A 21,521-nucleotide genomic window follows, 5' to 3' on the forward strand; every position below is an offset into this window, starting at 1 on the left:
GATAAGGAGATTGGGCATGCGCATACTCGTAGCGTGGCTACTGTGCCTGGCAATGCATGGCATCGCCCAAGCGCAAACGCCCATCAGTGTTACGGTGCTATGTGACGCCAGTTATCCGCCCTACAGCTACGCCGAAAACGGCGAAGCCAAAGGCCTATATAGCGACATCCTGCGGGCGGCCTTCGCGCGCATGCCGGACTATCGTGTCAGCATCCGCCCGGTGCCTTGGCCACGCGGGCTGGCGGCACTGGAAAAAGGCACCGCCTTTGCCCTGTTCCCGCCCTACCACCGCCCCGTGGAACGCCCGTGGATGGATTACTCACGGCCGATTCTGGAAGAAAGCGTAGTGGCCTTTGTGCGTACCGAACTGGCTCAGCAACGCGCCATAGAGGACTTCCCAGGTGCCTACGCCGGCCTACGCATCGGCCTCAACCGAGGCTTCAATATCATCGCCGCGCCGAGTTACAAGACCATGCTCGCGGCGGGCGAGGTCAAACAGAGCTATGCCACGGACAACCGCACCAACCTGCTGCAGCTCAGGCGCAAGCGCATCGATGTGTATATCAATGATCGCCTATCAATTCTCTGGGAGCTGCAGCAAATGCGCAGCGAAGGCCTGTTTGTCAGCAACGGGCTGAACTGGCTGGTTGAAGGGCCAAAGTTGTCCAGCGAGCACGGTCACCTGGGCTATACCCGCATCAATGAACAGGCCTACCCCTACAAGCAGGACTTTATGCAGCAACTGGATCAAGCACTGCTAGCCCTTGAGCAGGATGGCAGCATCACCCGCCTGGCCCAGCATTACAGCTCGATTGACCTGTTACCCTCCACCGGCAACGGCTCTAGCGAGGACGCAACAAGCGGTAACGACCTCTGATCAGCATCAATTGCCGAAAGCAGTGCACGCCCGTACACTGCGCGCCTTTTTCCTATGACGGGCGTACCAAATGCTTTTTCTTCTGCGCATGCTGGCGATGGGCGTGCACTTTATCCTCGCCGGCATCCTGGGCCTGCTGCTAGGCATCTGCCGCCCGTTTAACCCGGACAACAGCCGCCTTTGCGCACGCATCTACAGCATCCCGGCACAGTGGCTGCTGCGCTGGAAGCTGAAGACCGACGTACAGCCGCTGCTCGACCATCAGCGCTCATGCGTGATCATCGCCAACCACCAGTCCAACTATGACCTCTACATTCTCGGCCGCGTGGTGCCCAAGCGTACCGTGAGCATCGGTAAAAAGAGCCTTAAGTGGGTGCCGTTCTTTGGCCAGTTGTACTGGCTGGCTGGCAACGTATTGCTTGATCGTGGCAATGCCGTGCGCGCCAAGCAGGCCATGCTCACCACCACTGAAACGCTCAAGCACAAGGACACGTCGATCTGGGTATTCGCCGAAGGCACGCGCAACTTGGGCAAAGGCCTGTTGCCGTTCAAAAAAGGCGCGTTCCAGATGGCGATTGCTGCAGGCGTGCCGATCATCCCTGTGTGCGCCAGCACTTACGTCAACCATCTGCAACTGAATCGCTGGAACAGCGGCGAGATTATGATTCGCTCACTGCCAGCCATCCCCACCGCCGGCCTGAGCCAGGATGACCTGCCGCAGCTGATCGAGACTTGCCGCACGCAGATGCAGCAGTGCATTGATGCCATGGATCAACAGCTCAGCCAGAACACCTGATACATCACGCACGCCTGTAAAGCCCAGCCACATGCTGGGCTTTTCTTGCCTGCAGTGCCCATCATCACCCACTGGCAGCGAGCAAGCCGCTAAGCTGCGTGCTGAGTTCACCGCCAATAAGAGAAGCATTATGGGTCGCGTTGTTGCTGCCGCCGTTTACAGCAAGGGCAAGAAAATCACCAACATCAGCCTCGACGAAGGCAAGCCGTGGTCGAAGAAACCGGGGCATTTCGTCTGGATCGGCCTGCATGATCCCTGCGCCGAGGAGCTGATCAGCCTGCAGCAACAATTCGACCTGCATGAACTGGCGCTGGAGGATGCCCTGCAGCGGCACACCCGGCCCAAGCTGGAAACTTTCGGCGATGCGCTGTTTCTAGTGCTCTACTCGCCCATCCTGCTCAACAACGAGCTGACCTTTGTCGAAACCCAACTGTTCGCCGGCAGTGGCTACATCATCAGCGCCCGTTACGGCGAATCCGCGCCCTACTCCCAAGTGCGCCAACGCTGCGAGGCGCGCCCGCTGCTGCTTGAGCACGGCGAAGATTTCGTGCTCTACGCCCTGCTCAGCTTCGTGATCGAGAACTACCGCCCGCTGATGGACAACTACCATGTCGAGCTTGAGGAGGTGGAACAGCACGTGCTGAAAAATCCGCTGAGCCAGGCCGATGTCGAGCGCATCCAGGGGCTGCGCCGTGACCTGCTGCGTCTACGCCGCTACATCGGGCCGCTGGCGGAAATCTGCCAAGAACTGCAGCGCCTCGACTTTCCGTTTATCGACAAGAACATGCGCCCCTACTTTCGCGACGTGGCGATCCACGTCAACCGCCTGCTAGAAGACCTCACCGCACTGCGCGAGATGGCCGACCACGCCATCGAAATCGGCCTGCTGCTGGAGTCTTCACGGCAAAGCGTTACCCAGCGCAAGTTCGCCGCCTGGGCAGCAATCCTGGCCTTCCCCACGGCGGTGGCCGGGATCTACGGGATGAATTTTCAGAACATGCCAGAACTTACCTGGCAGTACGGCTATTTCGCTGTACTCGGGGTCATTACCACCGGATGTATCGGGCTCTACGTCAGCTTCAAGCGGTCCGGCTGGCTATAGAGCGATTTTGAACGTCGCGTAGCGGCCGCCAGCAAAGTGGCGGCCATGGATGGTACGCCATAAAAAAGCCCGGTCACTGACCGGGCTTTTTCGTACAGCTGCGTGTTACTCGGTCAGGCCTGCACGGCCCTGAGCGACAAAGCGCATCATCCATTCGGCAACGGTATGGCCTTGATGATCGTGCTGCAGGCTGTCGATACCCTTGGAGTAGGCCGGCTCACCGATATGCTGCTGGCGCAGGTCGAGCAGCGCGCGCGAATAGTCATGCACAAACTCGGGGTGGCCCTGGAAGCACAGCACCTGATCACCGATGCAGTACGAGGCAATCGGACAGAACTCACTGCTTGCGAGCAAAGTGGCGTTATCCGGCAGTTTGGTGACCTGGTCCTGATGACTGATCAGCAGGGTCAGGTCTTCCAGATCGGGGCTCATCCAGGTTGGTTTGCTCGCCATGCGGTACTGATGGATACCCACACCCCAGCCCTGCACGGCGCGCTCGGCCTTACCGCCCAGCAGCAAGGCCAGCAGCTGATGACCAAAGCACACGCCCAGTAGCTTGTCGCCGTGACTGTAGCGTTCCAGCAAGTAGGTTTTCAGCGTCTGGATCCAGGCGTCGCTTCCAAAGGAATCTGCCTTGCTTCCCGTCACCAGATAAGCATCGTAGCGCTCGCTGTCCGGCGGGTAATGCCCCTCCATCACGTTGTACACCTTGAACTCGGCAGCAATCGGCTGGCGGGCGAACAATTGCTCGAACATACGGCCATAACTGTCGTATTGGTCGACCAATTCAGGGCGAAGAACATCGGTTTCCAGGATGCAGATCTGCAGCGGCATATGGGCGGTTACCTAGGGCGCAGGAGGGTTGATTTGCCAGCGCGCAAGCGTGCCTGCTGACAGGCTGCAAGGCAATAGCTGTGGGCTAAACCCGACCAATTACCCGGGACCCATCAGCGTCCTCGATAGTCACCATAACCGTCATTCACTTCTGAGATTGCCTGCAGGCGCAGATGATCTGGCCATCGGGCACTGCGCCCCACTAACCAGAGGACATCACCATGACCAGTTTTTCTGCCATCGCCAGCCTGCTTGCCGCATCGGCATTCACCAGCAACCACAGCGCGAGTAGCCAGCGCCAAGCCGAGAAAGTGCAAGCCGCACAACTCAAAGCCGACCAGAACGCCGCTAAATAACTGCGCCATTAGCACGAGGAAAAGGCCATGAGTACGGCCCAATCGCTGAGCAATCAGAACGTCTATGGCGTGACCTATGCCACTGTCGACGGCAGTGGCATCCACTTCGAGTCTGAGCTGGCCATCCAGCTCAGCGACGGCACCTTGACTACCCTGCGCATGCCCACTCACCTGAGCGAGCGTCAGGCCATTCAACAACTGGTGTGCGGCCGCCAGGCGTGCTGAATGATAGAGCGTATTACGGAGCGCGCGCCGGACAGCTCAGGTCGCCCTCTTCACAGGCGCTCAACTGTTCCAGCTCATCGGCGCGTGCCGAAGTTTTTGCGCTCAAACAACCGTTCATCACCATCGGATAAGCCGAACCGCCTTCCACCGCGCCCGATTCAAATGCACAGGCCAGATCACGATACTTGATCCACGCCAGCTGCACGTCCTTGAGCTGCTGTTTCTGCTCACCCTCCAGACGCTTGCGGTAATCGCTGTAGAGCTGGTTTAGGCGCTTGTCCTGACTGGCGTAATCCGCCGCCGCACATTGGTTTAGAGTGAACTGATCCATGGCATTGGCGCAGTCATCCGCCCAAGAGGGGGCAGCACAAAAGCCAGCCAGCGCAAAAGCGAAAACTTTCAGACTCTGCATACAACGCTCCTTGATCGTATAAACCTGATTCTCACTTGACCATGCTACTGCACAGCCAGCAGTTTCTGGTTGGCTTTAGCGCAATAGGACTGCTGACGCTGAGCCTGCGCCATACTTTGCAGGGTGCTAGTGCATTGCGCCAAGCTGGTTATTTGACGTAGAAGCATGCGAGCAGTCGCGTCAACTTCTACCAAGTAGGCGTAGTCGTACCTGGCCTTGTCATACTAGGAGTCGATGGATTGCTCGCTGACCACACAGCGATACTGCAACTGCACGGTATAACCCTTCATGCGGTGGCTCATAAAGATATGGTGATAACGCGCCCAGTCGCGCTCACGTATGCCTTTCAATCGAGCCTCTTCGCAGACCTCAAGCCGAGTAATCTCGGGCTCATGGAGAAACACCACCTGTGCCAAGTTTGAGCCCCCTAGGTTCGCTAGAGCCACCAGATACACGCGCTCATCAGCAGCCTGCGCAGTACCGAACAATGTCATCAGCAATACGCCGGTTAGTCCCTGCTTCATGTTTAGCTCCCGAAAAAGCCACAGCCTAAACAAGCCAACGGCAACCGGCCATCAACCGAAATAAAAAAGCCAGCTCATAGAGCTGGCTTCGATGTGCCGCAGATAGTGCTTAGAAGAGCTCGTTCTTCGCCGCTTTTTCCAACAACAGCGCTGGCGGTAGGAAGCGCTCGCCGTATTGCTCAGCCAGATACTGGGCGCGGGCGACGAAGTCCTTCACCTCATACTGGTTGATAAACTGCAACGCACCGCCGGTCCAGGCGGCAAAACCGATACCGAAGATCGAACCGATATTGGCGTCGGCAACCGACTTCAACACACCCTCTTCTACGCAACGGACGGTTTCGATGGCCTGGATAAACAGGATGCGATCACGTACGTCTTCTTGTGAAATCTGCGCATCAGCTTTTTCAAAGCGCGCCTTCAGCTCAGGCCACAAATGCTTCTTGCCGCCCGCCGGGTAGTCGTAGAAGCCTGCACCAGCGGCCTTACCCGGGCGCTTGTACTCGTTGAGCATCATGTCGATCACCGCAAAGGCCGGATGTGCAGGAATCTGCTTACCTTCATCCGCCAGATCCTTGATGGTTTGCTGACGGATGTGGTTCATCAGGCTCATCGACACTTCATCGCTGATTGCCAGCGGGCCGACTGGCATACCAGCCTTGCGCGCTTCGTTCTCGATCAGCGCCGCACTCACGCCTTCGCCCAGCATGGCCAGGCCTTCATTGGTGAAGGTGCCGAACACGCGCGAAGTGAAGAAGCCGCGGCTGTCGTTGACCACGATCGGGGTCTTCTTGATCTGCATGACGTAATCGAAGCCGCGCGCCAGGGTCTCGTCACTGGTTTGCTCGCCCTTGATGATTTCCACCAGCGGCATCTTGTCTACCGGACTGAAGAAATGCAGGCCGATAAACTTGTCCTGCTTCTGCACCGCCGTGGCCAGGCCGGTAATCGGCAAGGTCGAGGTGTTAGAGGCGATTACCGCGTCAGACAAGGCAGAACGCTCAGCCGCAGCAGTGACGTTGGCCTTGAGGTCACGGTCCTCAAACACGGCTTCGATGATCAGGTCGCAGCCTTCAAAGTCAGCGTCACTGACGGTAGGTTTGATCCGCGCCAGGATGCCATCGCGCTTCTCGGCGCTCATCTGGCCACGGCCAACTTTCTTCTCCAGCAGCTTGGCCGAGTAGTCCTTTCCCTTCTCAGCGGCCTCGATGGAGATGTCCTTGAGCACTACATCAATACCGGCGACCGCCGATACATAGGCAATACCGGCGCCCATCATGCCGGCACCGAGTACACCGACCTTCTTGGTCACGTAGGGCTCGAAACCTTGCGGGCGCGAGCCGCCAGCGTTGATTTCATTGAGCTGGAACCAGAAGGTGCCAATCATGTTCTTCGCCACCTGGCCGGTGGTCAGCTCAGTGAAGTAGCGCGCCTCAATAATCTGCGCGGTGTCGAAGTCGACTTGTGCCCCCTCAACGGCAGCGCACATGATTTTCTCCGGAGCCGGGAAGCAGCCCTTGGTCTTGTCGCGCAATACGCTCGGCGCGATGGCCAGCATCTGTGCCACGTTCGGGCTCGACGGCGTGCCACCAGGGATCTTGTAGCCGGCGACATCCCACGGCTGCTTCGGCGCCGGGTTAGCCGCGATCCAGGCACGGGCCTTGGCCAGCAAGTCATCTTTGTCGGAGGCCAGTTCGTGGATCAAGCCAGCCTTAAGCGCGGCATCCGGACGAACCTTCTTACCTTCGGCCAGATACGGCAGGGCTTTTTCCAGGCCAAGCAGGCGCACCATGCGCACCACCCCACCACCGCCCGGCAGCAGGCCAAGGGTCACTTCCGGCAGGCCCAGTTGCACGTTGGAGTTGTCCAGGGCGATACGATGATGGCAAGCCAAGGCAATTTCCCATCCACCGCCAAGAGCCGCGCCATTGATGGCCGCAACAACCGGCTTGCCGAAGGTTTCCAGGCGGCGCAGTTGGCCTTTGATGTTGAGGATCATGCCGTAGAAGGCTTGCGCGTCAGCCTTGGTGACTTTGATCAGCTCCCCAAGGTCGCCGCCGGCGAAGAAGGTCTTCTTCGCAGAGGTAACAATCACCCCAGCGATGGAATCTTTCTCAGCTTCCAGGCGCGCAACGGTGGCACCCATAGCCTCGCGGTAGACCGCGTTCATGGTGTTGGCGCTTTGGCCAGGCATGTCCATGGTCAGAACAACGATATTGTCCTGGCCTTTTTCGTAACGGATGGCGTCAGTCATTTTTCTTATCTCCGCCTCAAACTCTTTCAATAATCGTGGCAATGCCCATACCGCCGCCTACGCACAATGTCGCCAGGCCATAGCGCAGCTGGCGCTTCTCCAACTCGTCGACCAGGGTGCCGAGGATGGCGCAACCGGTCGCACCTAGCGGGTGACCCATGGCGATGGAGCCGCCGTTGACGTTGACCTTGTCCTCAGCAACGCCCATGTCCTTCATAAACTTCATCACCACCGAAGCGAACGCTTCGTTGACTTCGAACAGGTCGATATCGGCGATATTCAGCCCGGCCTTGGCCAGCGCTTTGCGGGTGGCCGGCGCAGGGCCGGTGAGCATGATGGTCGGATCGGTACTGGTCACCGCAGTGGCGACGATGCGCGCACGCGGCTTGAGACCCAGCTCGCGGCCCTTGGCTTCGGAGCCAATCAACATCAAGGCCGAGCCATCGACGATGCCCGAACTGTTGCCCGGCGTATGTACGTGGTTGATCTGTTCAACATGGCTGTAAACGCGCAGCGCGGTGCTGTCGAAGCCCATCTGGCCCATCATCTCGAAGCTCGGCTTGAGTTTGCCCAGGCCCTCAAGGGTGGATTCACCACGGATAAATTCGTCGTGATCGAGCAGGACAATGCCGTTCTGGTCGGCCACCGGAATCAGCGACTTGTTGAACGAACCGTCCTTGCTGGCGCGGGCGGCCTTCTGCTGCGAGCGCAGAGCAAAGCTGTCGACGTCAGTGCGGCTGAAGCCTTCCAGGGTGGCGATCAGATCGGCGCCAATACCCTGCGGGGTGAAGTGGGTGTGCATATTGGTCGCCGGGTCCATTACCCAGGCGCCGCCATCGGAGCCCATGGGAATACGCGACATCGACTCGACGCCGCCGACCACCACCAAGTCCTCAAAACCGGAACGCACCTTCATCGCGCCGAGGTTCACCGCTTCCAGGCCCGAAGCGCAGAAACGGTTGAGCTGCACGCCCGACACACTGACATCCCAATCGGCGACCATGGCCGCCGTTTTGGCGATGTCTGCACCCTGATCACCCACCGGCGTCACGCAGCCGAGCACGATGTCGTCGACCTGACTGGTATCGAGGTTATTGCGCGCTTGTAGCGCCTTGAGCAGGCCAGCGATCAGGTCTACAGACTTAACGCTGTAAAGCGCGCCGTCCTTCTTACCCTTGCCGCGGGGCGTGCGCACCGCATCGAAAATAAATGCTTCGGTCATGGCGTCCTCAGACCTCCAATGGAGGGTGGCTGATGGCGCAGGTGGGGCCCACGCCTGTTTTTGTTGAGTGCGCCTACCATACGCCGCAGCGGAACAGTCTCAATGACCGAAGTGCTCAGGCCCATTGACCGCTCAGCTCAGACCAACGGTCAATCGCTGGGCGAAGGGGTAAATCAGCGTCTAGCTCAAGGCTCGAGTGCTTGCGGCAGGCCTGTTTTCATAACCACCAGCAACTAACCCACACGCCTTAGTAATCAAGGCGTCTATAGCCGGCCACTGCACGCTCCTACAGTTGAATCAAGCCATCTGTAAATAGCATGCAGGCGGCTGTTGTAGGCGTCGTCGCCGGGTTTTGCCGGGACGGCTTGAGTGATCAACATGAGGCGAGGCGTCACATCTGCGCAGTTAGCAGGTCAGCGACTACCCGCCGCAAAAAACAACAAGGCCAACCGCCATGTTCAATCCCGTGAAGATGCGCCAAGCAGGCATGATCGTTTTTGCCACCACCGTTATCCTGATCCTTCCCAACCTGACCCGCTTGGTCAGCTAAACCTCCGCTGCCCTGCCCTGCCTGCCACCGTGGAGTGCGCCGGCAGCGGCAGGAAAAAACCACGAACGCTCGACTGCCGACGGCTGTGCTAGGGTAATTTCAATCATCCCTAGGAGCCTGCCATGCGCCGCCTAATTACCACACTTGGTTTACTGATCAGCCTGCCACTCATGGCCGGTGAAGCTGAACTCAACGCCGCCGTCACTGCCTTGCAGTCACCAGACAGTGTGTTGGTCGATGTCCGCACCGCCGAAGAGTTCGCAGCCGGCGCTTTGCCCGGTGCCGAGCAAATCGACTTTGAGCAGATCGCCAGCCGTATCAGCGCGATCGCCCCGGACAAAGACACCCCCATCGTCCTGTATTGCCGCAGCGGCCGTCGCTCCAGCATCGCCGAAGAAAGCCTGCGCGCCATGGGTTACAGCAACCTGATCAACGCCGGCGGCTATGACGACTTGAAACTCGCCCTGGAGTCGCAGGATTGAACAAACGCACCCTCTGCACCGCCCTGCTCGTCCTCTTACCCTTCACCCACCTGCACGCCGCCGAGCTGACGCTGGAACTGGGCAACGGCAGCCAGCGCCTGAGCAGTGCCCAATTGCTCACCCACCCGCAGGCGCAAAATGTCGAGATCAGCGACGACGTCAGCTACAAACGCAACATGCACTACCGCGCCGTGCCGTTGGCCGCGCTGCTGGAAGGCGTGCAAACGGGCGATCACCTGCAACTGGTCGCCAGCGACGGCTTTGCCGCCGAACTCTCCGCCGCCCCCGCGCTAAGCCAGACCGGCAGTAAGGCCTGGCTGGCCATCGAAGACCCAGCAGAGCCCTGGCCCGCCCTGGGCAACGGCAAACCCAGCGCCGGGCCGTTCTACCTCGTATGGCAAAACCCAGCCGCCAGCCAGATCGGCCCCGAGCAATGGCCCTTCCAGCTGGCCAGCATCCGCAAACTGGCCCCCGTGGCACAGCGCTTCCCACAATTACTGCCCGCGGCAGACGCCAGCCCGGCGGTGCAGGCTGGTTTTGCCCAGTACCAGAAGAACTGCATGGCCTGCCATCGCCTGAATGGCGCAGGCGACTCGCAATTCGGCCCGGACCTGAATATTCCGCACAACCCGACCGAGTATTTCAGCGGTGACTTTCTCACCCGCTATATCCGCGACCCGCAAAGCTTGCGCCGTTGGCCGCAAGGCAAGATGCCGGGATTTGCGGTTGAGGTGTTGAGTGACAAGGAGTTGGAGGATTTGGTTGAGTATTTACGGCACATGGCGGGGCGCAAAGTGCAGCCTTTGTAGGAGCGGGCTTGCCCGCGAATCGAGGTGAATACAAATCATCGCGGCCATTAACTAGACGCCCCCGCTCCTACAGGTTTCGCAGAGCCCGCCAGCTCGTAGGATGGGTCGGGCCGCGCAGGTTGAGCAACGCGATACCCATCAAATTGCCGTGCAGCATGGGTATCGCGTCGCTCAACCCATCCTACGGACTAAAAGCGTCAGCAGCCGCGACAAGGTATCGGTAGCAACCGCTTGGTGGGTTACATGGCGCTCAAACTCCGAGTTGCACAATCACTAACCCATCCAACGAAGCCAGCGCAACGCCTCTACTGCTGTTGCACCCGCACCAGCGGGGCAACCTCTACCTGTGCATGCATCTGCTCAATGCCGCCGCCCCGGCGCATGCCGCGTACCGGGCAGGCATCCAGATAGTCCAGGCCCACGGCCAACTTCAAATGCCGCTCCGGTTTGGCCAGACAGTTGGTCACGTCAAAGCTGTACCAGGCGTCATCCAGCCAGGCTTCGGCCCAGGCGTGGCTGGCCAGATGGTCTTCGCTGTCGGTGAACAGATAGCCTGAAACATACCGCGCCGGAATGCCCAGGCTGCGGGCGCAAGCGAGAAAAGCATGAGCGTGGTCCTGGCAGACGCCCTTGCCGCCAGCGAAGGCTTCAGCCGCGCTGGTTTCCACGGCGGTGGTGCCTGGCACATAGCTGATATGCGCATTCAGGGCGTGCATCAGGTCGATCAGACCATTGCGGTCCTGGCGGTTCTTGCTTTGCAGCTTGGCGAACTCGCGCAGGGCTTCGTCAGCTTCGGTCAGGCGGGTAAAGCGCAGGAACGGTAAGGCCGACTGACTTTCGTGCTCAGCTTCACGCGCCTCGTCGATCTCCACCTGGCCACGCGCGCCGATGACGATGGATTCGTGCGGCTCGTCCATGGTCAGCACGTGCAAAATATTGCCGTAGGGGTCGAGCTGCGCGCGCACCGGGCGCGGTAGGGTCAGCTGCCAGCTGAGTACCTGCTGGCGCTCGCTGTCGTGCGGGGTCATGCGCAGGTACTGAATGCTGTTACGCACCTGATCTTCATAGCGATAGGTGGTGTCGTGGCTGATTGACAGTCTCATGCGACCTCCAGGTAGGAACTTTGGATGGCTTGGCCTAACTGGCGCACCAGTAGGATGAAATCGGTGAGCCAGGCGTGCAGGCCCTCGTCGAGCACTTCTTCAATGCTGGTGTAGCGCAGCCGCGCTTCCAGTTCGGCGGCCAGGCGTTGGGCCGGGCGTCCGTTGTCGCCGGGCAGGCTGGCGAGCATCAGGTTGAGTTCGTCCATACAGGCACGCAGTGAGCGCGGCACGTCGGCACGTAGTAGCAGCAACTCGGAGACTTTGCGCGTGCCGGGCGAGCCACGGTAGATCTCGGCAAACGCCTCAAATGAGGAGAGTGCGCGCAGCAGTGCGGTCCACTGGTAGTAGCTGCGGGCCGGGCGGCCGTCGACTTCGTCGATGTCTTCGCCGAGCATTTCATAGCGTGCATCGATTAGGCGCAGGGTGTTGTCGGCCCGTTCGATAAAGGTACCCAGACGGATAAAGCGGTACGGGTCGCCGCGCATGATGGTGCCGAAGGTGGCGCCACGAAACAGGTGCGAGCGCTCCTTGACCCACTCACAGAAGCGGCTGATGCCATATCTGCCCAAGCCCTGCTCGGCGATGCCACGAATTTCCAGCCAGGTGGCGTTGATGTTCTCCCACATGTCGGCGGTGATGCGTCCACGCACCGCGTGGGCGTTGCTGCGCGCGGCCTGCAGGCAGCAGTAGATGCTTGCAGGATTGGTCGCATCGAGGGCGAAGAAGTGCAGCATGCGCTCGGCATGTAGCGGGCCGTGGCGCTCCAGGTAATCATCCAGGGTGCCGGTAATCAGCAGTGGCAGGGCCAATTCTTCCAGGCCATCGCCACGGCCGTCCTGCGGCATCAGCGACAGCGAATAGCTGACATCGAGCATGCGCGCAAGATTTTCCGCGCGCTCTAGGTAGCGCGACATCCAGTACAGATCAGAGGCAGTTCTTGAAAGCATGATTAGTCCTCCACCACCCAGGTGTCTTTGGTACCGCCACCTTGGGACGAGTTGACCACCAGCGAGCCTTCGCGCAGTGCAACACGAGTGAGACCGCCTGGAACGATGCGCGTTTCTTTGCCGGAAAGCACGAAGGGCCTCAGGTCGATATGCCGCGGTGCAATGCCGCGCTCAACAAAGGTCGGGCAGGTCGACAGGCACAGGGTTGGCTGGGCGATATAGGCCTCCGGACGGGCAATCAAGCGCGCGCGGAAGTCTTCGATTTCGGCCTTGGTGGCTGCTGGACCAACCAGCATGCCGTAGCCACCGGAGCCCTGGGTTTCCTTGACCACCAGATGTTCAAGATTGGCCAGCACGTGGGACAGCTCAGCCGGTTTGCGGCACTGGAAGGTTGGCACGTTCTTCAGGATCGGCTCTTCGCTCAGGTAGAAGCGAATCATGTCGTCAACATAGGGGTAGATCGATTTGTCGTCCGCCACCCCGGTGCCAATAGCGTTGGCCAGCACCACGTTGCCGCTGCGGTAGCAGGCCAGCAGACCAGGCACGCCGAGCATGGAGTCCGGGTTGAAGGCCAGCGGGTCGAGGAAGGCGTCGTCGAGGCGACGGTAGACCACGTCCACCTGCTTGGCCCCAGCGGTGGTGCGCATAAACAACTTGTCGTCACGCACAAACAGGTCCGCGCCTTCGACCAGTTCCACGCCCATTTCACGGGAGAGGAAGGCGTGCTCGAAATAAGCGCTGTTGAAGCGCCCTGGCGTCAGCACCACGACGTTGGGGTTATCCAGTGGACTGGAAGATTTCAACGTATCGAGCAGCAGGTTCGGGTAGTGATCGATCGGCGCCACGCGCTGGGCGGCGAACAGCTCGGGGAACAAGCGCATCATCATCTTGCGGTCTTCGAGCATGTAGCTGACGCCGCTGGGGGTGCGCAGGTTGTCTTCCAGCACGTAGTAGCTGCCGTCGCCGTCACGCACCAGGTCAACCCCGGCGATGTGGGCGTAGAGGTCGCGGTGCAGGTTGAGGCCCTGCATGGCGATCTGATAGCCCTCGTTGGCCAGCACCTGCTCGGCGGGCACGATGCCAGCCTTGATAATGCGTTGGTCGTGATAGAGGTCGGCGAGGAACATGTTCAGCGCCTGCACGCGTTGAATACAGCCACGTTCGACGATGCGCCATTCGCTGGCGGGGATGCTGCGGGGAATGATGTCAAACGGGATCAGCCGTTCGGTACCCTGATCATCGCCATACAGGGTAAAGGTGATACCGGCGCGGTGAAACAGCAGATCGGCCTCGCGGCGGCGCTGCGCCAGCAGTTCCTCGGGTGTATCTGCCAACCACCGGGCGAATGCCTGGTAGTGCGGGCGGACAGCGCCACTCGCGTCGTACATCTCATCATAAAAGGTGCGGGCCATGCCGTACTCCTTGTCACCCGGACATGGAGACAGCTTTGCAAGGCCCGCGCCATACAACAAAAATCTTTTAAATCAGTAACTTGAGCATTAGAGAGGCGCGCAGCGCACCACGCCGGGGCGTAATCGTGACAGCCAAGTCGCAGGGCGCGCCATTTTAAGGCGGCCAATCCGTAGGGTGGATAACGCTCTTTTTATCTAGCACAAGGCAGCCACAGGTGGATGGGTAAAGCGTCATCCACCCTACCCGGGTATCAGAGTCCGGCCAGTTGCAACCAGTGGCGGTAGAAGCCTTCGGCCACACGGTTTAGCTCGGCGACCTTGGCCGGTAGTTCGTCGAGCATCTGTGCCCTGCTCTGCTGGCTGGGCTGGGTTTCATCAAGCAGGTGATGCCAGTCACCGAGCCACTGGCGCACCAGGGCTTCGTCCATTTCCGGGTGGCCTTGCAGCGCCAACACTTTGTCGCCCCAAGCAAACGCTTGATTGCTGCACCAGGGGCTGCTGAGCAACGGCTGTGCACCAGCGGGAATAGCAAAGCTGTCGCCATGCCACTGAAAGATCGGGAACTGCTCGGGCAGGTGTTGCAGCCAAGGGCTAGGTGCAGCCTGATCAAGACGGCTCAGCGGCTGCCAGCCGCTTTCGGTATAGGGCATGCGGGTAATTTCCGCGCCCAGAGCCTTGGCCAGCAACTGACCGCCTAAACAATGGCCGATAAGCGGGATATCGCGGCGGATAAAATGCTGCAGCGCGGCCACTTCGGTCTGTAGCCAGGGCAGCGGATCATTCACACTCATCGGCCCACCCATGATGGCAACGGCCTTGGGCCGGTCGAGGTCGATGCCGTGCAGCTCGCCGAGGTCAGCGCGCAGCACAGTAAATGAGTGGCCAGCCTGCTCCAGCACCTTGCCCAGGTGGGCCGGTGGGCAGTAGTCAATATGGGTCAGAATCAGAATGTCGGTCATGCGCCAAGTCTGAAGCAAAGCGCAGGCTGGGGTCGAGGGGCGATTGGTTGGGGAGTGAGTTGGCGATGTAGAAATGACACTGGCCAGCTTATGGCTGGCCAGTGCTCAGACTTCAGGGCTGTCTCACCTCCTGGGTTACACCCCACCCATCCAGTTTGCCGCCAAGCGGCGCCACGACGGACTCCAGGTCATGCTCGAAGTCGTCAATGCCGTGGTATGTCGCGAACATTACTTTACTGACTTGCAGGTGCCAGACACCGTCATCACGCTCGGTCACCAGGGCGTGTAAAGATTCACCTCGAAATTTGCGGGTCGCCATACGGGCCCGCTCCTCATCCGGGAATAGGGCGTAAAACTCGATGGGATGGAAGCTGGCAAAGTCGAAGCCACCCTCCTTCATCCGCCGTAAAACCCCGTTACTGACATCATCGTGCAAGGCTGTGCTCATGAAGTGACCTCCTCAGGCGATGGACAAATTTACAGGACGCTAAAGAACCAACTAGGTGTCGATACTGCAGTGCAACGACCTGGTAAACGCTTTCCCATTGCTACCGCCAGAGCATCAGCGGTGTTGCGGCACCAGTTGCAGTGCCGCCCGAGAATCAAGCGATGTGCTGCTTGATATGTCATAAGCCAGACCTGAAACCAGGGCTGGTCAACGCAGGCTTGCTCAGAGCGAACAAGTCAGAAGCGTTAAATGCAGACTAGTCCCATCAACGCGCATTTGCCCAGCGAAAGTTGTTTCAACCCTATTCGCGGCCCAGCCAGGCCATGATGCGCCGAGTCAGCCAGGCTGGCGTCAGCTGGCCGGACCAGTACAGCAGCTTGAATTGCAGGCTGATCGGCCGGTGTACCGCCCGGCTGCGGGTTTGCGCCCAGGCCGCCTGTGCCACGGCCTCAGCGTCAAGGTTGACGCCCAAGCGCTTTAGCACCGGGGGCTGGAAGCGCTGGTTGTTAAGCATCGGCGTGCTGACAAACGGCGGCATCAGGTCGCCGACGCGGATACCGTGCTTGGCCCATTCCAGATCCAGCGCCTCGGTCAGCCCACGCACAGCGAACTTGGAGGCCGAATAGCTGGCCAGATGCGGCACGCCGTAGACGCCTGAAGCCGAGCCCATATTGATCACCTGGGCGTCGGGCGTGGCTTGCAGATAGGGAAAAGCCGCGTGGGTCATGTTCAGCAGGCCCTGCACATTGATCTGCAGGATGCGCGCATGCTCACTCAGTTCGATGTCCTCGAAGTTGCCGCAGTGCAGAATCCCAGCGCTATTGAACAACAGACGCAGCTGGCCGCCATGCAGGGCGCAAAAATCCGCCAGGGCGACCTTGACCGCTGCTGGATCGGCCACATCCAACTCGGCATGCCAGACGTTACCCAGCTCACCCGCCAGCTTGGCCAGCGCCTGGTGGTTGATATCGAGCAAGCCGACCTGCCAGCCGCGTTGATGGAACAGCCTGGCAGTGGCCGCGCCGATCCCCGAGGCGGCTCCGGTAATCAGGATGTTATTCACTCAGCAGCCCCGCTCACGCAGAAAGCTCACCACTTCGGCCAGGGCAAAATCGGCGGCCTTGAGCATGCCGGCGTGGGCCTGGAATACGTGCCACAGGTTCGGATAACGCTGCAGGCGCACATCCACGCCGGCGGCCTTGGCCTTGTCGGAAAAGCGCAGGCTGTCGTTACGCAGAATTTCGTCTTCACCGACTTGGATCAATACCGGGGCCAGGCCGTGCAGATCGGCAAACAGCGGCGACAAACCAGGGTCGTCATGTGCCAAGCCCACCGGACAATACAGCGCCAGGGCCTGCTCCACCCACTTGCGCTGAATCAGTGGATCACCGGCCGGCGGCTCGTGCAGCTGTGTGCCGGTAAAGTCGGTCACCGGCGAGAAACACACCAGCGCTGCCGGTTGCGGCAGGCCCAGGTCGCGCAGGCGCAGGCTAGTTATCAGGCTCAGGTTGCCACCCGCTGAATCGCCGCCGATGACAATCTGCTCAGGCTTGTAACCCAGCTTGATCAGTTCCTGAAACGCTGCCAGCGCATCCTCGCGAGCCGCAGGATATTGATGTTCCGGCGCCAGGCGATAATCCAGGGCGCATACATTCATCTGCCCGCGTTTAGCCAGGTTGGAGCAGATCGCCCGGTGGGTGTTCGCCCCGCCGATCAGGTAAGCACCGCCATGCAGATACAGCAGCACGGTGCCACGACCACTCTGCGGCTTGTGCCACTCACAAGGCCTCCCGCCCAAGGTGCCGGCACTGCGGGTGATGCCACGCGGCGCCGGGCTGGCTGCAGTCAGCAAACGCAGCACCGCACGCTGACCAGCAATCGGCATCGGTGGCCGCACCAGGCCACGGAACAGCAGACGCAAGCAGGTACGCAAGACGCTGCGTAGTAACGCCTGATCGGCCGCGGGGGCGGTAAATTCAGCGGGTGCATTCATAGTCATTGGGCTCCGGGGCGCGGGTCTGCAGGCGATAGGTAAAGGTATAGCCCGGCCAGTTGTTGGTGCTTTTGCCTGAGGCGGTTTTGTACCAGCTTGAGCAGCCCTGCTCCCATATCGTTCGATGTGAGCTGGCCTGGATCTGCTGGTTGTAGCGCTGCTGCACTTGCGCTTTTACGTCCAGATAACGGGCGCCCTGCTGGCGCAGCAAATCGATGCAGCCAAGCACATAACGGAACTGGCTTTCGAGCATATAAATGATCGAGTTGTGCCCCAGATTGGTATTGGGTCCGTAAAGGATAAACAGGTTGGGAAATCCACTGACGCTGATGCCCTTATAGGCTTCGGCGCCATCGCGCCAGGCCTGGTTCAGCTCTTGCCCGCCGAGCCCGCGAATCTGCATTGGCGCGAGAAAATCCGTGGCGGCAAAGCCGGTGCCGTAGATCAGCACATCGCAGTGGTGCTCGCGGCCATCGGCGGTGATGATCGCCGTTTCGCTGACGCGGCTGATCGCCTCGCTGATCACGGTCACATTGGGCTTTGCCAGGGCCGGGAAGTAATCATTGCTGATCAGGATGCGCTTACAGCCCATGGGGTAATCCGGCTGCAACTGCGCACGCAACTGCGGGTCACTGACCTGCTTGTTTAAATACCGGTCAAAGGTGAAGCGCATCAGCTTCATCAGCCACGGCATGCTGATAAAGGCCAAGCCGCGCACTTCGTATTGCACGTATTTGAGGCAACGGTCGATGCGCTGCACCCAGGGCAGCCTGCGCATTATCGCCAGCTCCCACGGCCGGTAGGCGCGGTCCGGCTTGGCCAGCACATAAGCCGGCGAACGCTGAAACAGTTGCAATTGTGCGACCTTGGGTTGGATCTGCGGGACAAACTGAATCGCCGAGGCGCCGGTGCCGATCACCGCCACGCGTTTGCCGCTCAGGTCCAGATCATGCCGCCAGCGCGCCGAGTGAAAGGCCTCGCCGGCAAACTGCTCGATCCCGGACAACGCTGGATAGGCTGGTTGATTGAGCTGACCGCAGGCACTGATCAGCACCTCGGCGCAGAGCTCTTCGCCATTGCTCAGGGTCACCCGCCACAGCGCCGTTGCCGCATCAAATACCGCCGAAGCCACCTCGGCATTGCAGCGAATGCGCGGGCGCAGCTGGTACTTGGTTACGCAATGCAGCATGTACGCGTGGATTTCCGCCTGGGGCGCGAACTTGCGGCTCCAGTCGCTTTTCGGCTCGAAGGAAAACGAGTACAGGTGCGACGGCACATCACAGGCCGCCCCCGGATAGCTGTTGTCACGCCAGGTGCCGCCGACTTCTGCGGCTTTTTCCAGCAGCAGAAAATCCCCAATACCGGCCTTCTGCAGCTGAATGGCCATGCCCAGGCCGCCAAAGCCGCTGCCGATAATCAGCGCGCGCAACGCGGATTTATTCTGGGAAGTGTTATTCATTTTTATATCCCCAACCGCAAACAGTGCGGATGCCAGGATGCTACTTGCCTGCCGCGTGGTGGGTTATGGCATAGTCGGCCAATTGATTGTGACTTTCGGACAAACCACCGGACAACTGCATGTTCGCCGCCTCCTTCACCCTGCCACGGCGCAGCATTACCAGCGTGCAACTGCTGACCCAGCTGGGCCTCGACCATGGCCTGAGTGTCGAGCGTTGCCTGCTCAACACCGGCCTCAGCCCCCTGCAACTGGCCGAGCTGCACAGTGAAATCGAAGGAGCGCAAGAGCTGCAGCTGATCCGCAACCTGATCGACGCCCTGCCCGCGCAATATGACCTCGGCCTGCAGGCCGGTCTGCGCTATCAGCTGACCACCTATGGTATCTGGGGTTACGCCTTGCTCAGCAGCCAGACCTTCCGGCAAGCGGCTGAACTGGGCCTGCGCTACCTGGACCTGACCTTTGCCTTCAACCGCATCACCTTGCGCGAAGACGCCAGCCAGGCGCACCTGGAACTGGATGGCAGCCATTTACCGGGTCAGGTGCGCGATTTCCTCCTGCTGCGCGACGCCGTTGCGGTGATGGTGATTCAGCGCGAACTCACTGGCGCCAAGGTACCCTTGACCCAGGTGCAACTGAGCATGCCGACGCCAGCTGACCCGGCGCGCTTTATCGAGCAATTCGGCCTGCTGCCGGAATTCGCCGGCGCACAGAATCGCATCAGCTTCCCGCGCCATCTACTCGACCTGCCCCTGCCCCGCGCCAATCCGCACAGCGCGCAACTCTGCGAGTTGCAGTGCCAGGCCTTGCTGGCCAAACGTCAGGTGCGCAGCGGTCTGGCCGGGCAGATTCGTGATCGTTTGCTGAGCACACCGGGCCGTCTGGCGGATATGGAAGTGATCGCTCGCGAACTCAATATCAGCAGCCGCACCCTGCGCCGCCGCCTGGAGGACCAAGGCAGCAGCTTTCGCCAACTGCAGGAGGAAGTGCGCCAGGCCCTGGCCGAAGAACTGCTGGCCATCGCCAGCTTGAGCCAGGAGGAGATTGCCGAACGCCTGGGCTACAGCGAGGTGTCGAACTTTCTGCATGCCTTCAAACGCTGGAAAGGCATGACGCCAGGGCAATATCGCCAGGCACTGACCTGAAAGCACGACTGACAAGTCGTCGGCGCAGATGGCACATTGCTATTTCATCCGCCAAATTGGCAGTTTCCACGCTCAAGTCGGCGATCATTTGCGCCGATACTGCTGAACAACCTACTGAATGGAGTTTTCATGCGACAGGGTTTCCTTGGGCAGTTCCTGCCACATGATTTGACCGACCAGGCCAGCATCCTGTTAGCCCGCACCCTGGCCTTCAGTGGTTTGTGCAGCGTGATTATCGGCCTATACAGCTGCATCAAATGGGGGCGCATGGGCAACGATGCGCTGATGTACGGCTCGTTGCTGCTGGTAATGGGCATGCCGCTTATGCTGCTAGTACTGCGCAGCGCCGTGCTGCCGCTGGCTGTGGCGGCGAATATGGCACTGGCCTGCATGGCCAGCTACTCGATGCTGCTGATCTACCAGTTGGGCGGCCTGCACTCGGCGCATATCTACTGGCCGGCGGTGATTATTGTCTTCGCCTACCTGCTGGCCGGCCCGCGTAGTGCCATGGTCTGGAGCCTGGTGCAGGTGCTGTTCGTGTTCTGGTTGATCCGCCTGGAACGCAGCGGCGCCAGCCTGCCGGTATTTGAATTGAGCCCGCGCGATGCCGCAGTAAACACCTACTCGGGCTACATCCTGCCGGTGCTGACCGTATGGCTGGCGCAGTGGTACAGCGCGCAACTGCGCAACCAGGCGCTGGCCGACGCCGAGCTGGCGCTTAGCGAATCCCACGAATTCGGCCAGAGCGCCGCGCGCAATCAGGACCAGCTCGGCGGTATCGTCGATGAAGTGCGTAGCACCGCCAGCGAACTGCTGCAGATGGCCGGCCAGCTGCAGCAGACCCTCGGCGGCATTCGCCAACGCTGCCAGAGCATCGACACCGATGTGCAGCAGCAAGCCGACGCCATGCACCAGCTTGATCTAGCCCTGCACGAGGTGCTGGAAAGCCTCGCATCCAGCACCGGCCACATGCAGCAGCTCAGCCAGGACACCCAGCACAGCAGCAGCCAGGTGAATAACTGCGCGCAGCGCATGGAAGACGCCCAGGCCAGCATGCAGGCGATTCAGCAGAGCAACCAGCGCATCGCCGAATCCATGCAGATGATCAGTGCTATCGCTCAGCAGACCAACCTGCTGGCGCTTAACGCAGCCATCGAAGCGGCGCGCGCCGGCGAGCATGGTCGCGGCTTTGCGGTGGTCGCCGATGAGGTGCGTAACCTCTCGCGGCGCAGCAACGAAACCGCCGACACCGTGCAGAACGTCCTCGGCCAGTCGCAGCAGATCATCGACACCGGGGCGACCCAGGTCAGTGATGTCAGCAGTGCCCTGAGCAGCAACGCCGGGCTCACCGACAACCTTTCCAACTCGATCCTGCAGCACAGCCAGGCGCTTACCCACGCCCACCAGCAGCTGCTGCACGTGCGCGACAACAGCGCCGCGCAGCGCGATGCCAGCCAACGCCAACGCGCTGCCAGCGCCGAGTTACTGCAAGCCCAGGAATCCTTGGTGCAGCTGGGCCAGCAGCTGGAACAGTTGTCGCATCAGCTGCACCAGCGGGTCGCCAGCGCATAAAAATCGAGGCCCCTTTCCCGACCAGAGAGGGGCCAAACGCTTT

Annotated in this window: 22 protein-coding genes; 9 read left to right on the forward strand and 13 right to left on the reverse strand. The window is 60.2% G+C overall.

What is annotated here, in order from left to right:
* The first annotated feature begins 16 nt into the window (after positions 1 to 16).
* The 3 genes from ACIGEK_RS14890 to ACIGEK_RS14900 all read left to right on the forward strand — a co-directional run bounded on the left by ACIGEK_RS14890 (position 17) and on the right by ACIGEK_RS14900 (position 2,775).
* Entirely contained in the window at positions 17 to 877 is an 861-nt protein-coding gene (locus ACIGEK_RS14890; protein ID WP_397494067.1) for a substrate-binding periplasmic protein, read from the forward strand.
* A 70-nt stretch (positions 878 to 947) separates the two neighbouring features.
* Positions 948 to 1,673 (forward strand): 1-acylglycerol-3-phosphate O-acyltransferase, encoded by a 726-nt coding sequence (locus ACIGEK_RS14895; protein WP_397494068.1) that lies wholly within the window; start codon positions 948 to 950, stop codon positions 1,671 to 1,673.
* A gap of 130 nt (positions 1,674 to 1,803) precedes the next feature.
* Positions 1,804 to 2,775 carry a magnesium and cobalt transport protein CorA gene (locus tag ACIGEK_RS14900; RefSeq protein WP_397494069.1) on the forward strand — a complete coding sequence of 324 codons (972 nt, stop codon included), beginning with the start codon at positions 1,804 to 1,806 and terminating at the stop codon, positions 2,773 to 2,775.
* Positions 2,776 to 2,880: 105 nt separating this feature from the next.
* Here ACIGEK_RS14900 and ACIGEK_RS14905 read toward each other — a convergent pair whose 3' ends face one another.
* Positions 2,881 to 3,609 carry an amidotransferase gene (locus ACIGEK_RS14905; RefSeq protein WP_397494070.1) on the reverse strand — a complete coding sequence of 243 codons (729 nt, stop codon included), beginning with the start codon at positions 3,607 to 3,609 and terminating at the stop codon, positions 2,881 to 2,883.
* A 221-nt stretch (positions 3,610 to 3,830) separates the two neighbouring features.
* On the opposite strand from ACIGEK_RS14905, the gene ACIGEK_RS14910 reads away from it, so the two are divergent.
* On the forward strand, positions 3,831 to 3,965 hold the full coding sequence (locus tag ACIGEK_RS14910; protein ID WP_397494071.1) for a hypothetical protein: 135 nt from the start codon (positions 3,831 to 3,833) through the stop codon (positions 3,963 to 3,965).
* A 27-nt stretch (positions 3,966 to 3,992) separates the two neighbouring features.
* Positions 3,993 to 4,190 (forward strand): type III secretion system co-regulatory protein PtrC, encoded by a 198-nt coding sequence (gene ptrC / locus ACIGEK_RS14915; protein WP_397494072.1) that lies wholly within the window; start codon positions 3,993 to 3,995, stop codon positions 4,188 to 4,190.
* Positions 4,191 to 4,203: 13 nt separating this feature from the next.
* Here ptrC and ACIGEK_RS14920 read toward each other — a convergent pair whose 3' ends face one another.
* The 4 genes from ACIGEK_RS14920 to ACIGEK_RS14935 all read right to left on the reverse strand — a co-directional run bounded on the left by ACIGEK_RS14920 (position 4,204) and on the right by ACIGEK_RS14935 (position 8,602).
* Positions 4,204 to 4,602 carry a lysozyme inhibitor LprI family protein gene (locus ACIGEK_RS14920; RefSeq protein WP_397494074.1) on the reverse strand — a complete coding sequence of 133 codons (399 nt, stop codon included), beginning with the start codon at positions 4,600 to 4,602 and terminating at the stop codon, positions 4,204 to 4,206.
* 224 nt (positions 4,603 to 4,826) lie between these two features.
* On the reverse strand, positions 4,827 to 5,126 hold the full coding sequence (locus tag ACIGEK_RS14925) for a hypothetical protein (protein WP_397494075.1): 300 nt from the start codon (positions 5,124 to 5,126) through the stop codon (positions 4,827 to 4,829).
* Positions 5,127 to 5,235: 109 nt separating this feature from the next.
* Positions 5,236 to 7,380 (reverse strand): 3-hydroxyacyl-CoA dehydrogenase NAD-binding domain-containing protein, encoded by a 2,145-nt coding sequence (locus tag ACIGEK_RS14930; protein WP_397494076.1) that lies wholly within the window; start codon positions 7,378 to 7,380, stop codon positions 5,236 to 5,238.
* Between the two features lie 16 nt (positions 7,381 to 7,396).
* On the reverse strand, positions 7,397 to 8,602 hold the full coding sequence (locus ACIGEK_RS14935; RefSeq protein WP_397494077.1) for an acetyl-CoA C-acetyltransferase: 1,206 nt from the start codon (positions 8,600 to 8,602) through the stop codon (positions 7,397 to 7,399).
* Positions 8,603 to 9,274: 672 nt separating this feature from the next.
* Here ACIGEK_RS14935 and ACIGEK_RS14940 point away from each other — a divergent pair.
* Together ACIGEK_RS14940 and ACIGEK_RS14945 are read left to right on the forward strand one after the other, a co-directional pair.
* Positions 9,275 to 9,634 carry a rhodanese-like domain-containing protein gene (locus tag ACIGEK_RS14940; RefSeq protein ID WP_397494078.1) on the forward strand — a complete coding sequence of 120 codons (360 nt, stop codon included), beginning with the start codon at positions 9,275 to 9,277 and terminating at the stop codon, positions 9,632 to 9,634.
* Positions 9,631 to 10,443: a c-type cytochrome gene (locus ACIGEK_RS14945; RefSeq protein ID WP_397494079.1), complete on the forward strand. Its 813-nt coding sequence runs from the start codon at positions 9,631 to 9,633 to the stop codon at positions 10,441 to 10,443. Before ACIGEK_RS14940 ends, ACIGEK_RS14945 begins: the two co-directional genes overlap by 4 nt.
* 305 nt (positions 10,444 to 10,748) lie before the next feature.
* Here the strand turns inward: ACIGEK_RS14945 and ACIGEK_RS14950 are convergent, their stop codons facing one another.
* The 8 genes from ACIGEK_RS14950 to ACIGEK_RS14985 all read right to left on the reverse strand — a co-directional run bounded on the left by ACIGEK_RS14950 (position 10,749) and on the right by ACIGEK_RS14985 (position 18,764).
* Positions 10,749 to 11,546, reverse strand: coding sequence for a transglutaminase domain-containing protein (locus ACIGEK_RS14950; protein WP_397494081.1), 798 nt, complete (start codon positions 11,544 to 11,546; stop codon positions 10,749 to 10,751).
* Positions 11,543 to 12,493 carry an alpha-E domain-containing protein gene (locus ACIGEK_RS14955; protein ID WP_397494082.1) on the reverse strand — a complete coding sequence of 317 codons (951 nt, stop codon included), beginning with the start codon at positions 12,491 to 12,493 and terminating at the stop codon, positions 11,543 to 11,545. The genes ACIGEK_RS14950 and ACIGEK_RS14955 overlap by 4 nt, the downstream gene beginning before the upstream one ends.
* A gap of 2 nt (positions 12,494 to 12,495) precedes the next feature.
* Positions 12,496 to 13,905 (reverse strand): circularly permuted type 2 ATP-grasp protein, encoded by a 1,410-nt coding sequence (locus ACIGEK_RS14960; RefSeq protein WP_397494083.1) that lies wholly within the window; start codon positions 13,903 to 13,905, stop codon positions 12,496 to 12,498.
* A gap of 251 nt (positions 13,906 to 14,156) precedes the next feature.
* Positions 14,157 to 14,864, reverse strand: a complete 708-nt coding sequence (locus ACIGEK_RS14965; protein WP_397494084.1) for a type 1 glutamine amidotransferase — start codon at positions 14,862 to 14,864, stop codon at positions 14,157 to 14,159.
* A gap of 112 nt (positions 14,865 to 14,976) precedes the next feature.
* Positions 14,977 to 15,312, reverse strand: coding sequence for a ribonuclease E inhibitor RraB (locus tag ACIGEK_RS14970; protein ID WP_108490342.1), 336 nt, complete (start codon positions 15,310 to 15,312; stop codon positions 14,977 to 14,979).
* Between the two features lie 301 nt (positions 15,313 to 15,613).
* Positions 15,614 to 16,375 carry an SDR family oxidoreductase gene (locus ACIGEK_RS14975; RefSeq protein WP_397494085.1) on the reverse strand — a complete coding sequence of 254 codons (762 nt, stop codon included), beginning with the start codon at positions 16,373 to 16,375 and terminating at the stop codon, positions 15,614 to 15,616.
* Entirely contained in the window at positions 16,376 to 17,305 is a 930-nt protein-coding gene (locus ACIGEK_RS14980) for an alpha/beta hydrolase (RefSeq protein ID WP_397494086.1), read from the reverse strand.
* Positions 17,289 to 18,764 (reverse strand): flavin-containing monooxygenase, encoded by a 1,476-nt coding sequence (locus tag ACIGEK_RS14985; RefSeq protein ID WP_397494087.1) that lies wholly within the window; start codon positions 18,762 to 18,764, stop codon positions 17,289 to 17,291. The genes ACIGEK_RS14980 and ACIGEK_RS14985 overlap by 17 nt, the downstream gene beginning before the upstream one ends.
* 119 nt (positions 18,765 to 18,883) lie before the next feature.
* Here ACIGEK_RS14985 and ACIGEK_RS14990 point away from each other — a divergent pair, with 119 nt between their 5' ends.
* Together ACIGEK_RS14990 and ACIGEK_RS14995 are read left to right on the forward strand one after the other, a co-directional pair.
* Positions 18,884 to 19,906: an AraC family transcriptional regulator gene (locus tag ACIGEK_RS14990; RefSeq protein WP_397494088.1), complete on the forward strand. Its 1,023-nt coding sequence runs from the start codon at positions 18,884 to 18,886 to the stop codon at positions 19,904 to 19,906.
* 1,032 nt (positions 19,907 to 20,938) lie between these two features.
* The gene (locus ACIGEK_RS14995) at positions 20,939 to 21,478 is read left to right on the forward strand and encodes a methyl-accepting chemotaxis protein (RefSeq protein WP_397494625.1); all 540 of its coding nucleotides are present in this window, start codon (positions 20,939 to 20,941) and stop codon (positions 21,476 to 21,478) included.
* Positions 21,479 to 21,521 lie beyond the last annotated feature (43 nt).

Source organism: Pseudomonas sp. NPDC079086 (genome assembly GCF_044542155.1).
GTDB lineage: Bacteria > Pseudomonadota > Gammaproteobacteria > Pseudomonadales > Pseudomonadaceae > Aquipseudomonas.

Bases quoted from the DNA above. Each gene is read 5' to 3' on its own strand.
- ACIGEK_RS14890 (WP_397494067.1), top strand. From the start codon at position 17: ATGCGCATACTCGTAGCGTGGCTACTGTGCCTGGCAATGCATGGCATC.
- ACIGEK_RS14895 (WP_397494068.1), top strand. From the start codon at position 948: ATGCTTTTTCTTCTGCGCATGCTGGCGATGGGCGTGCACTTTATCCTC.
- ACIGEK_RS14900 (WP_397494069.1), top strand. From the start codon at position 1,804: ATGGGTCGCGTTGTTGCTGCCGCCGTTTACAGCAAGGGCAAGAAAATC.
- ACIGEK_RS14905 (WP_397494070.1), bottom strand. From the start codon at position 3,609: ATGCCGCTGCAGATCTGCATCCTGGAAACCGATGTTCTTCGCCCTGAA.
- ACIGEK_RS14910 (WP_397494071.1), top strand. From the start codon at position 3,831: ATGACCAGTTTTTCTGCCATCGCCAGCCTGCTTGCCGCATCGGCATTC.
- ptrC (WP_397494072.1), top strand. From the start codon at position 3,993: ATGAGTACGGCCCAATCGCTGAGCAATCAGAACGTCTATGGCGTGACC.
- ACIGEK_RS14920 (WP_397494074.1), bottom strand. From the start codon at position 4,602: ATGCAGAGTCTGAAAGTTTTCGCTTTTGCGCTGGCTGGCTTTTGTGCT.
- ACIGEK_RS14925 (WP_397494075.1), bottom strand. From the start codon at position 5,126: ATGAAGCAGGGACTAACCGGCGTATTGCTGATGACATTGTTCGGTACT.
- ACIGEK_RS14930 (WP_397494076.1), bottom strand. From the start codon at position 7,380: ATGACTGACGCCATCCGTTACGAAAAAGGCCAGGACAATATCGTTGTT.
- ACIGEK_RS14935 (WP_397494077.1), bottom strand. From the start codon at position 8,602: ATGACCGAAGCATTTATTTTCGATGCGGTGCGCACGCCCCGCGGCAAG.
- ACIGEK_RS14940 (WP_397494078.1), top strand. From the start codon at position 9,275: ATGCGCCGCCTAATTACCACACTTGGTTTACTGATCAGCCTGCCACTC.
- ACIGEK_RS14950 (WP_397494081.1), bottom strand. From the start codon at position 11,546: ATGAGACTGTCAATCAGCCACGACACCACCTATCGCTATGAAGATCAG.
- ACIGEK_RS14955 (WP_397494082.1), bottom strand. From the start codon at position 12,493: ATGCTTTCAAGAACTGCCTCTGATCTGTACTGGATGTCGCGCTACCTA.
- ACIGEK_RS14960 (WP_397494083.1), bottom strand. From the start codon at position 13,905: ATGGCCCGCACCTTTTATGATGAGATGTACGACGCGAGTGGCGCTGTC.
- ACIGEK_RS14965 (WP_397494084.1), bottom strand. From the start codon at position 14,864: ATGACCGACATTCTGATTCTGACCCATATTGACTACTGCCCACCGGCC.
- ACIGEK_RS14970 (WP_108490342.1), bottom strand. From the start codon at position 15,312: ATGAGCACAGCCTTGCACGATGATGTCAGTAACGGGGTTTTACGGCGG.
- ACIGEK_RS14980 (WP_397494086.1), bottom strand. From the start codon at position 17,305: ATGAATGCACCCGCTGAATTTACCGCCCCCGCGGCCGATCAGGCGTTA.
- ACIGEK_RS14985 (WP_397494087.1), bottom strand. From the start codon at position 18,764: ATGAATAACACTTCCCAGAATAAATCCGCGTTGCGCGCGCTGATTATC.
- ACIGEK_RS14990 (WP_397494088.1), top strand. From the start codon at position 18,884: ATGTTCGCCGCCTCCTTCACCCTGCCACGGCGCAGCATTACCAGCGTG.
- ACIGEK_RS14995 (WP_397494625.1), top strand. From the start codon at position 20,939: ATGGAAGACGCCCAGGCCAGCATGCAGGCGATTCAGCAGAGCAACCAG.